Raw genomic sequence first — 12,640 nt, 5'->3', positions numbered from 1 at the left:
TCTATGTCCCTGTTTTTTGAAGGTTTGAATCGGGAAACCGCCAGGCCTGCGCCACGGTGGCAATCGATTGTGCAGTATGCGCCAGCCGGGGCGTGAGTGCCTCAAGCTGGGAGAGAGTGATAGATTGGGTCGATCCGGTGATCGACAGCCCGCCCAGAACCCGCCCGTGATCGGACAGGATGGCTTGAGCAATGCAGATAATCCCCGGTTCATGCTCTTCGCGGTCAAAGGCATAGCCTCGGGTGCGAATGGCCTGCAGCTCCGCGCAGAGCGCTTCGGGGTTGGTATACGTATGGTCGGTAAAGCGGTGAAACGATTGTTGCTTGATGGTACGTGACAGATCGTCCTCTGGCAGAAAGGCCATCATCGCCTTGCCAACGCCGGTGCAGTAGGCCGGCCCCACCTTGCCCGCATCACTATACATTTCAATGGGTTGCGCGGCATTCCTCTTATCAACGTAAAGCACCTGCGCATTGTCGAGCTGCGCCAGATGTACCGTATGCCCGACGTCTGAGCTCAACTGATCCAGAAACGGGCGGGCAATCGGTGCCAGCGAACTTTGCGTCCAGGCGGCATGGGCCAGACGCACCAGCCGCACCCCCAAAGAATAGGTCTGCCGGTCGGGATCATATTGCAGCATGCCCTGCGAGGTCAGCGTTTGCAGAAACCGGTAGAGCGTCGCTTTTGGAAAATCACTTTCGCTCAGCAACGTGCCGAATCGCACCGGGTGCCGGTGGCCTGCCACCTGATCCAACACATCCAGTGCTTTTCCTACAGTGCCGTCGCCGGACATTTCAAAGCGCCTCCCATACGTCTCAGCGCCCTTTTCAAACGGTCGCGCGATGCGCCCGTTCCCTCCCGAAAAGAATGCTTGTTCTACTCATTCGCGAAGAACATGGTTGACAGTCTAGGCAGATTGCAGTGTAGTTTTCAATATATAAAACTTGGTTTCAAATAATGGAACCTTACGAGATTAAAATAATCGCACGTACCTTAGGGAGGACACCATGCGTTTCACCACCAAATCAATGCTTATGGCATTGGCAGGTTCCACAATGCTTGCAAGCTCTGCGACAGCCGAGCTTTCGGGCGACCTGAAAATCTTCCTCGACACGTCCAACCCGGCGCCCCGCGCGACGATGGAAAAGATGATTGCGGATTTCGGTGCCGAGCACCCGGGCCTGAACATCGAAACCACGGTGATCGACCGCGAAGCCTATAAGACACAAATCCGCAACTTCCTCACAGCCGATAGCCCCGATGTCGCCACCTGGTACGCGGCCAACCGGATGGGCCCATATGTGAACGCGGGTCTGTTCGAAGATGTCTCCGACCTCTGGGCCGAGCCTGCGATTGCGGACAATCTCGCCTCCACAAAGGGTGCGATGACCATCGACGGCAAGCAATGGGGCGTGCCCTATACCTACTACCAATGGGGCATCTACTATCGCAAGGACATCTACGAAGAACTGGGCCTGAACGAGCCTGCGAACTTCGACGAGATGAAAAGCAACTGTCAGGCGATCCTCGATTCAGGCCGCAAGTGCTACACCATCGGCACCAAGTTCCTCTGGACGGCTGGTGGTTGGTTCGACTACCTCAACATGCGTACGCACGGCTTCGATTTCCACATGGAACTGGCCAATGGCGGCGTCAAATGGACCGATGACCGTGTGAAACAGACTTTCGCCAACTGGCGTGAGTTGATCGACATGGGCGCTTTTGTTGATAACCACCAGAACTACTCCTGGCAGGAATCGCTGCCCTTCATCGTGAACGGCGAAGCCGCTGCGATTCTCAAGGGCAACTTCGCCGTAGCACCGCTGCGCGAAGCGGGTCTCGATGACAGCAAGCTCGACTTCTACCAATTCCCCGAAATCACACCCGGGATCGCTCTGGCCGAAGACGCGCCAACAGATACCTTCCACATCCCGGCCAATGCCTCCAACAAGGAAGCCGCGCGCGAATTCCTGCGCTTCGTGGTCTCCGCCAATGTTCAGACCGAAATCAACAACGGTGCGAACCTCGGGCAATTGCCTGTAAACGCAGGCTCGGCAGTGGATAATGACAAGTTCCTGAACGAAGGCTTCACCATGCTGTCGGAAAATTCTCCGGGCGGTGTCGCGCAGTTCTTCGACCGCGATTTCCCGGCGGAAATGGCTGCCGAGGCCATGCAGGGATTGCAGGAATTCATGGTCTTCCCGGACAATCTGGATGATATCCTCAAGCGCCTCGATAAGGTGCAGGAGCGCGTCTACAAATAACACCCCGCGGTCCGGGCGCCCTGCCGCGCCCGGGCCCACCGCTGACCGGCGCAGCCGCCAGCGCGGGCCCACCCCGCCCTGCCGCCTGCCCCGCATCTCACTGGGAGGAGACCCACCATGACCGACACCCCGGCAGAGCAAAGCGCCGCCCCGCGCGGCTGGTACAAGCGCAACGAAATCGCTGTCACACCCTGGCTGTTTCTGGCACCGGCCATCCTGTTCTTTGCGTTTTACGTGATCTGGCCGATCTACCAGTCCATCATGATCTCCTTTTACGACTGGGACGGCCTGGGCGAAGCCCGCTTCATCGGCATGGACAATTACGTCGAACTCATGGACGACGGCGCCTTTGAGGTGTCGCTGTGGAACAACCTCAAATGGCTGCTCTTCTACCTTCTGGCCATTCCGGGTGGGCTTTTCATCGCGCTCTTTCTCAATCAGACCGTCACCGGCATCCGTATCTATAAATCCCTGTTCTTCTTCCCCTTCGTTCTCTCCCAGGTGGTTGTGGGCCTGGTGTTCTCCTGGTTCTATCTGCCGAACGAAGGTCTGTTGAACGGGGTGCTGGGCCTGGTGGGCCTCGGGCCCGTCAATGTTCTGGGGGATCCAACCCTTGCGACCTACGGCATCATCGCCGCCGGTCTCTGGCCCCAGACGGCCTATTGCATGATCCTTTATCTCACGGGTCTCAACGCCGTGGACCCCGAACAGATCGAAGCGGGGCGTCTCGACAACGCCAAGGGCTGGAAGATGCTGTGGTACATCATCATCCCGCAGCTCAAACCCGCGACCTTCATCGCCTTCGTGGTGACCATCATCGGCGCGCTGCGCAGCTTTGACCTCATCTCGATCATGACCAACGGCGGCCCCTTCGGTCAGACCCGCGTGCTGTCGTTCTACATGTTCGAAAAAGCGCTTTCTGAATACGGGTTCCGCATGGGGTATGGCGCCGCCATCGCCGTGGTGCTCTTCCTGATCATGCTGGTCTTCATCACGTATTTCCTCTGGTCCATGTGGAAAGAGGAGAAAGCGCGATGAGCTTTCGGGCACGCGTGCATGCGATCTGCAAACCGCTGCCGGGGGCGGAGAAGTCCGACCCCTGGGGCGGTGGGCACGACGCCTGGAAAGTCGGCGGCAAGATGTTCGCTTGCATCGGGGCCACCCTGCCCGGCGTGTCCGTCAAGACGGCGGATGTGGAAACCGCATCAATGCTGATCGACGCCGGTGTGGGGATCAAAGCCCCCTACTTTCACCGCAGCTGGATCAACCTGCCCGAAAGCACCGAGACGCCCGAGTTATCTCACCGGATTTGCACGTCCTATGACATCGTGCGCGCCGGTCTGACAAAGAAAGCGCAAGCAGCGCTGCCCGCCCGCGAGGAGGCCTGACATGTTCCCGACACCGATCGAAAAAACCCCCCGTTCCTGGCAGCTGACCTATCAGTCGCTGCTGCCGCTCGCTCTGATCATGTGGCTGCTGCCGCTCATTGCCGTCGCTGTCTTCTCGATCAAACCGGCGGTGGATTTCACCCAAGGTAACTACTGGGGCCTCCCGTCATCTTTCGAGATGTTCGCCAACTACGGACAGGTGTTCTTCAACTCCGACATGCCCCGCTACATGCTCAATTCAGTGCTGATCACCGTACCCACGGTCATTGGTGCGGTGACGCTATCGTGCCTGGCGGGCTTTGCTCTGGGCATCTACAAGTTCAAGGCCAACATCTGGGTCTTCTTCATGTTTGTGGCGGGCAATTTTGTGCCCTTCCAGATCTTGATGGTGCCGGTACGTGACCTCACACTCGACATGGGGCTCTACAACACCAAAACCGGGCTGGTGCTCTTTCACGTGGCCTTCCAGACCGGCTTCTGCACGCTTTTCATGCGCAATTTCATCCGCGCCCTGCCCTATGAGCTGGTCGAAGCGGCCCGCGTCGAGGGCATCGCGGAGTGGAAGATTTTCTGGTACGTGGTCATCCCGCTGATGAAACCCGCGATCGCCGCCCTTTCAGTGCTGATCTTCACCTTCATCTGGAACGATTATTTCTGGGCCGTGGTCCTGACCCAGGGCCCGGAAAGCCAGCCCGTGACCGCCGGGATCACCAGCTTCAACGCTCAATTCCGCGCCGCCTATCACCTGATGAGCGCAGGCTCGATTGTGGCGGCCCTGCCGCCGGTGCTGATGTTCTTCCTGATGCAAAAGCACTTCATCGCAGGTCTGACCCTGGGGGCCGTAAAGTGACAACAGCCTGGCGGTTGGATGACGAGCGTCAGACACTGGCGCTCGCCTCCTCGGGTGGCCGCTGTCCGCAGGTCATCTACTGGGGTGCGCCCCTGCCGATAGACGAAGATCTGGTGCAACTGGCGCGCACCTCCGCGCTGGATGTGACGGGGGGCATGCTGGACGAAAACCCTGACCTTTCGCTCTGCCCCGAAGCCGCGCGCAGCTTTCCCGGCCAGCCCGGCATGGTTGTGCGCGATTCAAATGGCACGCCGCTTTTGCCCAAATTCAAGTTGGTCGATGTGGCACAAAGCGACCATGGCCTCACCGTGACTTGCCGCGATGCAGACAATCGCCTGAGCTATGTGGCCACCTTCGAGCTTGATCCCGAAACCCATGTGATCGTGATGGCCGCATCGCTGAAAGCAGACCGCCCATTGCATCTGCACTGGCTGGCGGCCCCTGTCCTGCCCGGCCCGCAGCATTCGGACGAGATGATTGACCTGGCGGGCCGCTGGTGCGGCGAGTTTCAGCTCAACCGCACCGCCTGGTCGCCCGGCATCCGCTACCGCGAAAACCGCACCGGGCGCACCGGCCACGAACATTTTCCGGGGCTGCTGATCCCGGCGCGCGGTGCGACCAACGCCAGCGGCGAGGCATATGCCTTTCATTACGGCTGGTCCGGCGGGCACCGGATGATTGCCGAGGAACTGCCCGATGGGCGGCGGCAGATTCAGTTCGGCCATGCCGCGCGTATGGAAACGACGCCCTCAACCGAGTTCCGCACCGCGCCACTTTATGCGGTCTATTCCTCTGACGGGCTGAACGGTTGCGCCGTGTCGTTCCAGCGCCACATGCGCGACCGCATCGTCACATGGACCAAGCCGGGGCGTCCCCGCCCGGTGCATTACAACTGCTGGGAGGCAGTCTATTTCGCCCATGACCTGCCGGTGCTCAAAGACATCGCGACCCGGGCCGCAGCGCTTGGCGCGGAACGTTTCGTGCTCGATGACGGCTGGTTCGGGCAGCGTGACGATGACACCTCCTCTTTAAGCGACTGGGAAGTAGACCCGCGCAAATACCCCGACGGGCTGGGCCCGCTCATCAACTATGTGCAGGGGCAGGGCATGAGTTTCGGCATCTGGTTCGAGCCGGAGATGATCAACCCCGACAGCAATATCCACCGCGCGCATCCCGACTGGGCGCTGGGGGCCGAAGACCAGATCCTCGGACGGCAGCAAAAGGCGCTGAACATGGCGCTGCCGGAAGTGCGCGATTTTCTCTATGACCGCATCGCCGCCCTGCTCTCCACGCACCCCATCGACTATATCAAATGGGATCATAACCGGGTGCTGCCCATGCCCGATGCCGCCCAGACCCGCGGGTCCTATGCGCTCATCGACCGGCTGCGTACCGATTTCCCGGATGTGGAAATTGAAAGCTGTGCCTCGGGCGGCGGGCGGATTGATTTCGGCATTCTCAGCCGCACCCAACGGGTATGGCTGTCTGACAGCAATGACGCGCTGGAACGGCTGGCGATGCAGCACAACGCGGCACTTTTCATCCCCTCGGCTGTGACCGGCAGCCATGTGGGGCCGCGCCGATGCCATACCTCGGGGCGCACGCTCGACATCGAGTTTCGCGCCTGGGTCGCCGCGCAACGGCACATGGGGTTCGAGATGGACCCGCGCGAATTGACCGACCGCGAGGCAGAGGTCCTAAGGGATGTGACCGCCTGGTGGAAAGCCAACCGTGACTGGATGTATGCCGCCGATATCCTGCGGCTTGATGCCTCCGACCCGTCGGTGATTGCAGAGCAGCAGCAGGCGCGTGACGGCAGCCGCTTCGTTGTCTTTGCCGGCAAATCCGCCACCTCGCCGCAGATCGCCCCCCGCCCGCTGCGCCTCACACGTCTGGACCCGGCGGCGCGCTATGAGGTCAGCCTGCGCAACCGGGCCTCCGCCTCGGCACTGTCGCGCGGCAGGCTGGCGCTGAAGGATGGGCAGGTGGTGCTGACCGGCGCCGCGCTGATGAACAACGGCCTGACCCTGCCGTGGAGCTTCCCGGAATCCATGTGGGTTCTGGAAGGCAGGCGCCTGTGACAGCGGTTTGCCTTCCGTATGCCCGACCGGTGCACAGGCTGTGCACAGGTTGTGCACGTCAATCACACCCCCTTTCGGAGCCTCTCACATGACCCAGAACGCAACTTTTCACGATCTCAAGGGGGCCTCGGTCTACATCACTGGCGGTGGGTCGGGCATCGGTGCCGACCTCACGGATGGCTTTCTGGCGCAGGGCGCAAATGTCGCCTTCATCGGGCGTTCGGACGCCCGTGATTTCGTCGCCGAAATGGCCGAAAAACACGGTCGCGCGCCCCTGTTCTTTCAGGGCGACATCACCAACACGGACGGGCTGCGCAAGACCATTGCCGCCGCCGAAGAAACCCATGGCCCCATCGACACGCTGGTCTCCAATGCCGCCAACGACCGGCGCCACAACTGGCTGGAACTGACGCCGGAGGATTGGGATTTTCTGTTATCTGTCAACTTGAAAGCCTATTTCTTCGCGGCGCAGGCGGTGGCTCCCGGAATGATCAGACGCGGCGCTGGATCGATCATCAATTTCAGCTCCATCAGCTACATGATGGGCAATGCAGGTTACCCCGCCTATACGTCTGCCAACGGCGGCATCACGGCCATGACCCGCAGCCTTGCGCGCGAGTTGGGACCCGACGGCATTCGCGTAAACGCCCTTGCGCCCGGCTGGGTTCTGACCCAGAAACAGCGCGACAAATGGGCGACGCCGGAGGGGCTGGCCGCGCATCTGGATCGGCAGTGCTTGAAAACCCATCTGGAGCCGCAAGACATTGTAGATGCGGTGCTTTTTCTGGCCTCCGGGACCAGCAAGATGATGACAGGACAATGTATGGTGGTCGATGGCGGCGTGGTGACAACAGGATAAGGGCAGCATGAACACTCAGATCGCACCAGACTGGATTGCCGTGGATTGGGGAACAACCAATCTGCGCGCCTTTGCCATGCAGGGGGCAACCGTTCTGGCGCGGGCGCAGTCCGAGGATGGCATGGGAAAGCTGGCCGCAGATCAGTTTGAACCGGCCCTTCTGGCGCTGATTGGCGACTGGGTTGCGCGGCGACAGCTGCCCGTGATCGCCTGCGGTATGGTGGGCTCGCGACAAGGCTGGGTCGAAGCGCCCTACCGGTCGGTGCCTTGCACTCCTTTGGCCGAGGAGTTGACACCTGCGCCCACATCAAAGGGGCTGGATGTGCGGGTCGTGTCCGGGCTATCCCAAGCCGCACCGGCAGATGTCATGCGTGGTGAGGAAACCCAGGTGGCAGGCTTTTTGCAACTGAACCCCCGTTGGGACGGCGTGTTGTGCATGCCCGGCACCCACACGAAATGGGTACATCTAAGCGCAGGTGAAGTTGTTAGTTTTCAAACCTTTATGTCGGGTGAGCTCTTTGCATTGCTGAGCGGCAACTCGGTGCTGCGGCATTCTCTTGAGGCGGAAGGATGGGACGATAGCGCTTTTGAGGCTGCGGTTGGTGATGCCATGTCAAAACCGGAACGGCTTGCCGCCCGTCTCTTCAGCCTGCGCGCGGGCCACCTGTTGCATGGCACGCAGGCACCAATTACCCGCGCCGCCCTTTCAGGTCTGCTCATCGGCTCGGAGCTTGCGGCCTCCAAGCCTTATTGGCTGGGTCAGAACGTGGCGATCCTTGGCACCGGCACGCAGGCCAATGCATACTGCGCGGCCCTGCGTCCACAAGGTATTTCGGCGATGCTTGTCGATACCGAACGCGCGACTCTGGCAGGTCTGACTGCCGCCCACCGACACTCAAAGGCTCCCTCATGACACTTCCCATCATTGCCATTCTGCGTGGCATCACCCCGACCGAGGCCCCCGCCATCACAGAAACGCTCATCGCTGCCGGGATCACCCAGATCGAGGTACCGTTGAATTCGCCGGACCCGCTCGACAGCATCGCGGCCCTTGCGCGTGACTTTGGCGATCAGGTACTCATCGGTGCCGGGACTGTCCTGACGGTCTCCGAAGTCGTTGCCGTGTCAAAAGCGGGCGGCAAACTGATCGTCTCTCCCAACTGCGATAGGGATGTGATTGCCGCAACGAAAGCTGCAGGAATGCAAAGCTGGCCGGGGATTTTCACCCCCTCGGAAGCCTTCGCGGCCCTGCAGGCCGGGGCGGACGGGCTAAAGCTCTTCCCCGGAGCCATGGCCGGTGTCGCAGGGCTTGCGGCCATGCGCCCTATTCTGCCCAAGGGAACGCAGGTCTTTGCCGTTGGCGGTGCCGGGCCGGGAAATTTCGGCGCGTGGATCGCGGCCAGTGCGGACGGATTCGGCATCGGGTCGGCCATCTACAAACCCGGCATGTCCGCCAGCGATGTCGCAGCCCGCGCAAACGAGATCGTTGCGGCCTACAAATCGGCGGCGGCGTGACGACGCAGGTTTACGATGCCCGCAAGTGCCAACTGGGCGAAGGGCCGCTTTGGCACCCGGAGCGGCAACAGCTTTTCTGGTTCGACATTCTCGGTCGCAAGCTGCTGACCAGAGATGCAAGCGATTCAAAAGACTGGGATTTTGACGAAGAGGTCTCGGCCGCGGGATGGATTGATGAGGCCACGCTGCTGATCGCCTCTGCGACCGGGCTTTGGCGCTTTGATCTGCGCGACGGCAGCCGCAGCATCATCAGCCCGCTGGAGCGTGACAATGCGGTGACGCGGTCAAATGACGGGCGCGCGGACCCTTGGGGCGGCTTCTGGATCGGCACTATGGGCTACAATGCCGAAAAGGGCGCGGGCGCTATTTACCGGTTGTATCAGGGCCAGCTGCGCAAACTTTTTGGCGAAATTACAATCTCGAATACCATCTGCTTTGCGCCAAACCGCAGCACCGCTTATTTTTCTGACACCGCCACGGGCAAGGTGATGCGCGTCGCCCTTGATCGCTCCGGCTGGCCCGACGCCGCGCCGGAGGTATTCCTTGATCTGACCGCAGGCGGGCTGAACCCCGACGGCGCGGTTGTGGACAAAAGCGGCACGCTTTGGATCGCGCAATGGGGTGCGGGTCGCGTCGCCGCCTATGCGCCCAGCGGCCAGTTCACTCAGGCCATTGATGTACCCGCCGCGCATACAACCTGCCCGGCTTTCGGCGGTAAGGATTTGGGTGATCTTTTGATTACGAGCGCCCGGCAGGGCATCCCGGATGCACAGTTGACCGAGCAGGCAAAAGACGGCCGGACATTTATCGTTGAAAAAATCGCGCAGGGTGTCCCGGAACCAAGGGTGATCCTGTGAAACGCGCGCTCGGCGTCTGCTACTATCCGGAACATTGGCCCGAAGAGACGTGGCCGCGCGATGCGGCGCGCATGGTCGCGGCAGGCATCACCTGGGTGCGGATCGGTGAATTTGCCTGGAGCCGGATGGAACCCACGCCCGGCAATTTCACCTTCGAATGGCTGGACCGCGCCATCGACACCCTGAGCGCTGCCGGGCTAAAGATCATTCTGGGCACACCCACCTGCACCCCGCCCCGCTGGATGCTGCACCGTTATCCCGACATGCTGGCCGTCGATGCGCTCGGACATCCGCGCAAATTCGGATCGCGACGACATTACTGTTTCAGCCACGCCGGCTACCGCGCGGCCAGCGGTAAAATTGCCGAAATCCTGGGGGATCGCTACGGGCGCGACCCGCGCATCCATGCCTGGCAGATCGACAATGAATATGGCTGCCATGACACGGTCCTGTCTTATTCGGATGCCGCGCGCGACGCGTTTCGGGGCTGGCTGGCCACGCAATACCGCGACATCGACGCGCTGAATACGGCCTGGGGCACTGTTTTCTGGTCGATGGAATACCGCAGTTTCGACGAGATCGATCTGCCTCACCTGACCGTGACTCAAGCCGCACCGGCACATGAGCTGGCATTTCGGCGGTTCAGTTCCGATCAGGTCGCCCGCTACAACGCGGTGCAGGTAGCAGCCCTGCGGGCGCGCAGCGACGCACCGCTTGTTCACAACTACATGGGCCGGGTGCTGGATTTCGATCACTTTGAGGTCGGAGCCTCGCTGGATATCGCCAGTTGGGACAGCTATCCCATCGGCTTTCTGTCGGACCGGTTGGAGGCCAGTGACGATCACAAACAGCGCTATCTGCAACAGGGTGATCCTGACATGCAGGCCTTTCACCATGACCTTTACCGAGCCGTGGGCAAAGAGGGCCGCTGGTGGGTGATGGAACAACAGCCTGGTCCGGTGAACTGGGCGCCGCATAATCCCGCGCCCCTGCCCGGTATGGTCCGGCTCTGGAGTTGGGAGGCCTTTGCCCATGGGGCCGAAGTGGTCAGCTATTTCCGCTGGCGACAAGCCCCCTTTGCGCAAGAGCAGATGCACGCAGGCCTCTTGCGCCCCGATGACGCCGCAGCCCCCGGACTGGACGAGGCCGCGCAGGTTGGGCGCGAGATTGCGGAACTGCCGGAGGTGGCGCAAACTCAAGCACCCGTTGCCCTGATTTTTGACTACCCTTCCGAATGGGCCTGGGCCACGTTGCCGCAGGGCGCGGGTTTTAGCTATTTTCGCCTGATGCTCGATACCTACCGGGCCTTGCGCAAATGCGGCCTCTCAATCGACATCGTGCCGTCAACAACAACGGATCTTTCAGGCTACAAACTGGTGCTGGCCCCAGGGTTGGCGCAGATGCCCCCGGCCCTGATTGCAGTGCTTCAGGAGACGGTGGCGCTGGTCGGCCCGCGCAGCAATGCGGTGACGCAAGAGTTGTCCATACCGACCCCCATGGGACCAGACCTGCCGGGTATCGATGTGACCGCGACGCGTGTTGAAAGCCTGCCCCCTGCCGCGCATCGCGACGCTGTGGGCGGAGGTGCCATCCACCATTGGGTCGAGACGCTGGAAGGCACATCCGAGACGATTTTTGAGACGACCTGCGGTCAGAAGATTGTCACAAGCAACGGCACGATGAATTACCTTGGGGCCTGGCCGGATGAAACCCTGTGGGGTCGCATCATCCGGCATCTCGCCGACATGGCGGGCTTGCCAGTTCATGATCTTCCCGAAGGGCTGCGCCTGCGCGACACGGCCACCCATCGCTTTGCCTTCAACTACAGCGCCGAAGCGGTCACATTCCAGGACCGGATGCTGCCACCTGCGGGTGTGGAGTGGTGGGCAATTTAGGCGACGGCCTTTGAATAGGCCAGACAGCCCAGCAATGCAGCTTCATCCTGGGTGATGACCGAAACCGGCAGCGGCGGCATGGATTGTTTGACCGTGGGCGGCTCGCGCAATGTTCCGACAAAGACGTCCCGCGCCGGGCTGCTCAGAAGACCGCGCACCACCGATCCGGCCAGAAAAATTCCGCCCGACGGCATGTAGAGCAGCCGCAGATCGTGGATGAACGCGCCCAGCATGCGAGCATAGGTTTCCACGGAAGCGACCGCCGCCGCCTCCCCCGCATTGGCGGCAGCAATGACATCCCGCGCGTCGAGCTTATCCGCCCCGGTTGCGGCTGCATGCAATTCCGACAGGCCCGGACCACGCACCGCATCTTCGGCACATCGCACCCAGGCAGGCGACTGGCCGATATAGGCTTCCAGCAGCGTGGCCACGCGCGAGGGCAAACTGCCCAACCCGGCCTCCGCCCGCAGGCAGACCGTTCGATCACCGATGCGCAAAACCGGGCTGACGTTAAACCCTGTCCCGGCCCCAATCACCAGACGCTGATCATTCTGCGATACCTCGCCTTCCAGAACGGTTTCGGTCCCCTGATCGTCCAGACTGTCCAAGGCGTATCCCAGCGCGCTGAGATCATTCAATAGATCAACACGCCCTGCCCCAAAGGCGACACGCATCTTTTCGGTATCGAAATCCCAGCCGCGATTGGTCAGCCGGGCGATATTGCCGGTAACCGGCCCCGCGACGGCAACAGTCAGAGCCTCCAGCCTGCGCACCCCGGCATGACTGAGATACGCGCGCAAGGCCGCGTCAAAGCAATCGTAGTCGTCATTCTGGTATCGTCGCGTCAGCGAGGTGTCGATCACGCCGTCCCGTGCGCAGGCGAACCTGACGTTGGTGCCGCCGACATCTGCCAGAATGAGTGCCATCAGTT

General features: G+C 61.2%; 12 protein-coding genes. 10 read left to right on the top strand and 2 right to left on the bottom strand.

Annotated features, from left to right (window positions below; genetic code table 11):
- Window position 1: 1 nt before the first annotated feature.
- Complete coding sequence (locus Q0802_RS10285; RefSeq protein ID WP_298917458.1) at window positions 2–793, bottom strand: IclR family transcriptional regulator; 792 nt, start codon at window positions 791–793, stop codon at window positions 2–4.
- A 214-nt stretch (window positions 794–1,007) separates the two neighbouring features.
- Between Q0802_RS10285 and Q0802_RS10280 the strand changes: the two genes are divergently transcribed.
- From Q0802_RS10280 to Q0802_RS10235, 10 genes are all read left to right on the top strand, one after another.
- The gene (locus Q0802_RS10280; RefSeq protein WP_298917455.1) at window positions 1,008–2,264 is read left to right on the top strand and encodes an ABC transporter substrate-binding protein; all 1,257 of its coding nucleotides are present in this window, start codon (window positions 1,008–1,010) and stop codon (window positions 2,262–2,264) included.
- A gap of 117 nt (window positions 2,265–2,381) precedes the next feature.
- Window positions 2,382–3,302, top strand: coding sequence for a sugar ABC transporter permease (locus tag Q0802_RS10275; protein ID WP_298917452.1), 921 nt, complete (start codon window positions 2,382–2,384; stop codon window positions 3,300–3,302).
- Window positions 3,299–3,652 carry an MmcQ/YjbR family DNA-binding protein gene (locus tag Q0802_RS10270; RefSeq protein ID WP_298917449.1) on the top strand — a complete coding sequence of 118 codons (354 nt, stop codon included), beginning with the start codon at window positions 3,299–3,301 and terminating at the stop codon, window positions 3,650–3,652. The genes Q0802_RS10275 and Q0802_RS10270 overlap by 4 nt, the downstream gene beginning before the upstream one ends.
- Window position 3,653: 1 nt before the next feature.
- Window positions 3,654–4,502, top strand: a complete 849-nt coding sequence (locus Q0802_RS10265) for a carbohydrate ABC transporter permease (RefSeq protein WP_298917446.1) — start codon at window positions 3,654–3,656, stop codon at window positions 4,500–4,502.
- On the top strand, window positions 4,499–6,583 hold the full coding sequence (locus Q0802_RS10260) for an alpha-galactosidase (protein WP_298917443.1): 2,085 nt from the start codon (window positions 4,499–4,501) through the stop codon (window positions 6,581–6,583). The genes Q0802_RS10265 and Q0802_RS10260 overlap by 4 nt, the downstream gene beginning before the upstream one ends.
- 88 nt (window positions 6,584–6,671) lie before the next feature.
- Window positions 6,672–7,442 carry an SDR family oxidoreductase gene (locus tag Q0802_RS10255; RefSeq protein WP_298917440.1) on the top strand — a complete coding sequence of 257 codons (771 nt, stop codon included), beginning with the start codon at window positions 6,672–6,674 and terminating at the stop codon, window positions 7,440–7,442.
- Window positions 7,443–7,449: 7 nt separating this feature from the next.
- Window positions 7,450–8,355: a 2-dehydro-3-deoxygalactonokinase gene (locus tag Q0802_RS10250; protein WP_298917437.1), complete on the top strand. Its 906-nt coding sequence runs from the start codon at window positions 7,450–7,452 to the stop codon at window positions 8,353–8,355.
- Window positions 8,352–8,957: a 2-dehydro-3-deoxy-6-phosphogalactonate aldolase gene (locus tag Q0802_RS10245; RefSeq protein WP_298917434.1), complete on the top strand. Its 606-nt coding sequence runs from the start codon at window positions 8,352–8,354 to the stop codon at window positions 8,955–8,957. The genes Q0802_RS10250 and Q0802_RS10245 overlap by 4 nt, the downstream gene beginning before the upstream one ends.
- Window positions 8,954–9,814 (top strand): SMP-30/gluconolactonase/LRE family protein, encoded by an 861-nt coding sequence (locus Q0802_RS10240; protein WP_298917431.1) that lies wholly within the window; start codon window positions 8,954–8,956, stop codon window positions 9,812–9,814. Before Q0802_RS10245 ends, Q0802_RS10240 begins: the two co-directional genes overlap by 4 nt.
- On the top strand, window positions 9,811–11,709 hold the full coding sequence (locus Q0802_RS10235; RefSeq protein ID WP_298917428.1) for a beta-galactosidase: 1,899 nt from the start codon (window positions 9,811–9,813) through the stop codon (window positions 11,707–11,709). The genes Q0802_RS10240 and Q0802_RS10235 overlap by 4 nt, the downstream gene beginning before the upstream one ends.
- On the opposite strand, the gene Q0802_RS10230 is transcribed toward Q0802_RS10235, so the two are convergent.
- Window positions 11,706–12,635 (bottom strand): glucokinase, encoded by a 930-nt coding sequence (locus Q0802_RS10230; protein WP_298917425.1) that lies wholly within the window; start codon window positions 12,633–12,635, stop codon window positions 11,706–11,708. The two genes, Q0802_RS10235 and Q0802_RS10230, sit on opposite strands and share 4 nt — an antisense overlap.
- Between the last annotated feature and the right edge of the window lie 5 nt (window positions 12,636–12,640).

Source organism: uncultured Roseobacter sp. (genome assembly GCF_947495275.1).
In the GTDB taxonomy this organism is placed as follows: Bacteria; Pseudomonadota; Alphaproteobacteria; order Rhodobacterales; family Rhodobacteraceae; genus Roseobacter.
Note: the sequence above shows the minus strand (reverse complement) of the source record. Positions and strands in the feature narration are given on the sequence as shown.

Coding starts and splice junctions, on each gene's coding strand:
- Q0802_RS10285 (WP_298917458.1), bottom strand. CDS start 793: ATGTCCGGCGACGGCACTGTAGGAAAAGCACTGGATGTGTTGGATCAG.
- Q0802_RS10280 (WP_298917455.1), top strand. CDS start 1,008: ATGCGTTTCACCACCAAATCAATGCTTATGGCATTGGCAGGTTCCACA.
- Q0802_RS10275 (WP_298917452.1), top strand. CDS start 2,382: ATGACCGACACCCCGGCAGAGCAAAGCGCCGCCCCGCGCGGCTGGTAC.
- Q0802_RS10270 (WP_298917449.1), top strand. CDS start 3,299: ATGAGCTTTCGGGCACGCGTGCATGCGATCTGCAAACCGCTGCCGGGG.
- Q0802_RS10265 (WP_298917446.1), top strand. CDS start 3,654: ATGTTCCCGACACCGATCGAAAAAACCCCCCGTTCCTGGCAGCTGACC.
- Q0802_RS10255 (WP_298917440.1), top strand. CDS start 6,672: ATGACCCAGAACGCAACTTTTCACGATCTCAAGGGGGCCTCGGTCTAC.
- Q0802_RS10250 (WP_298917437.1), top strand. CDS start 7,450: ATGAACACTCAGATCGCACCAGACTGGATTGCCGTGGATTGGGGAACA.
- Q0802_RS10245 (WP_298917434.1), top strand. CDS start 8,352: ATGACACTTCCCATCATTGCCATTCTGCGTGGCATCACCCCGACCGAG.
- Q0802_RS10230 (WP_298917425.1), bottom strand. CDS start 12,635: ATGGCACTCATTCTGGCAGATGTCGGCGGCACCAACGTCAGGTTCGCC.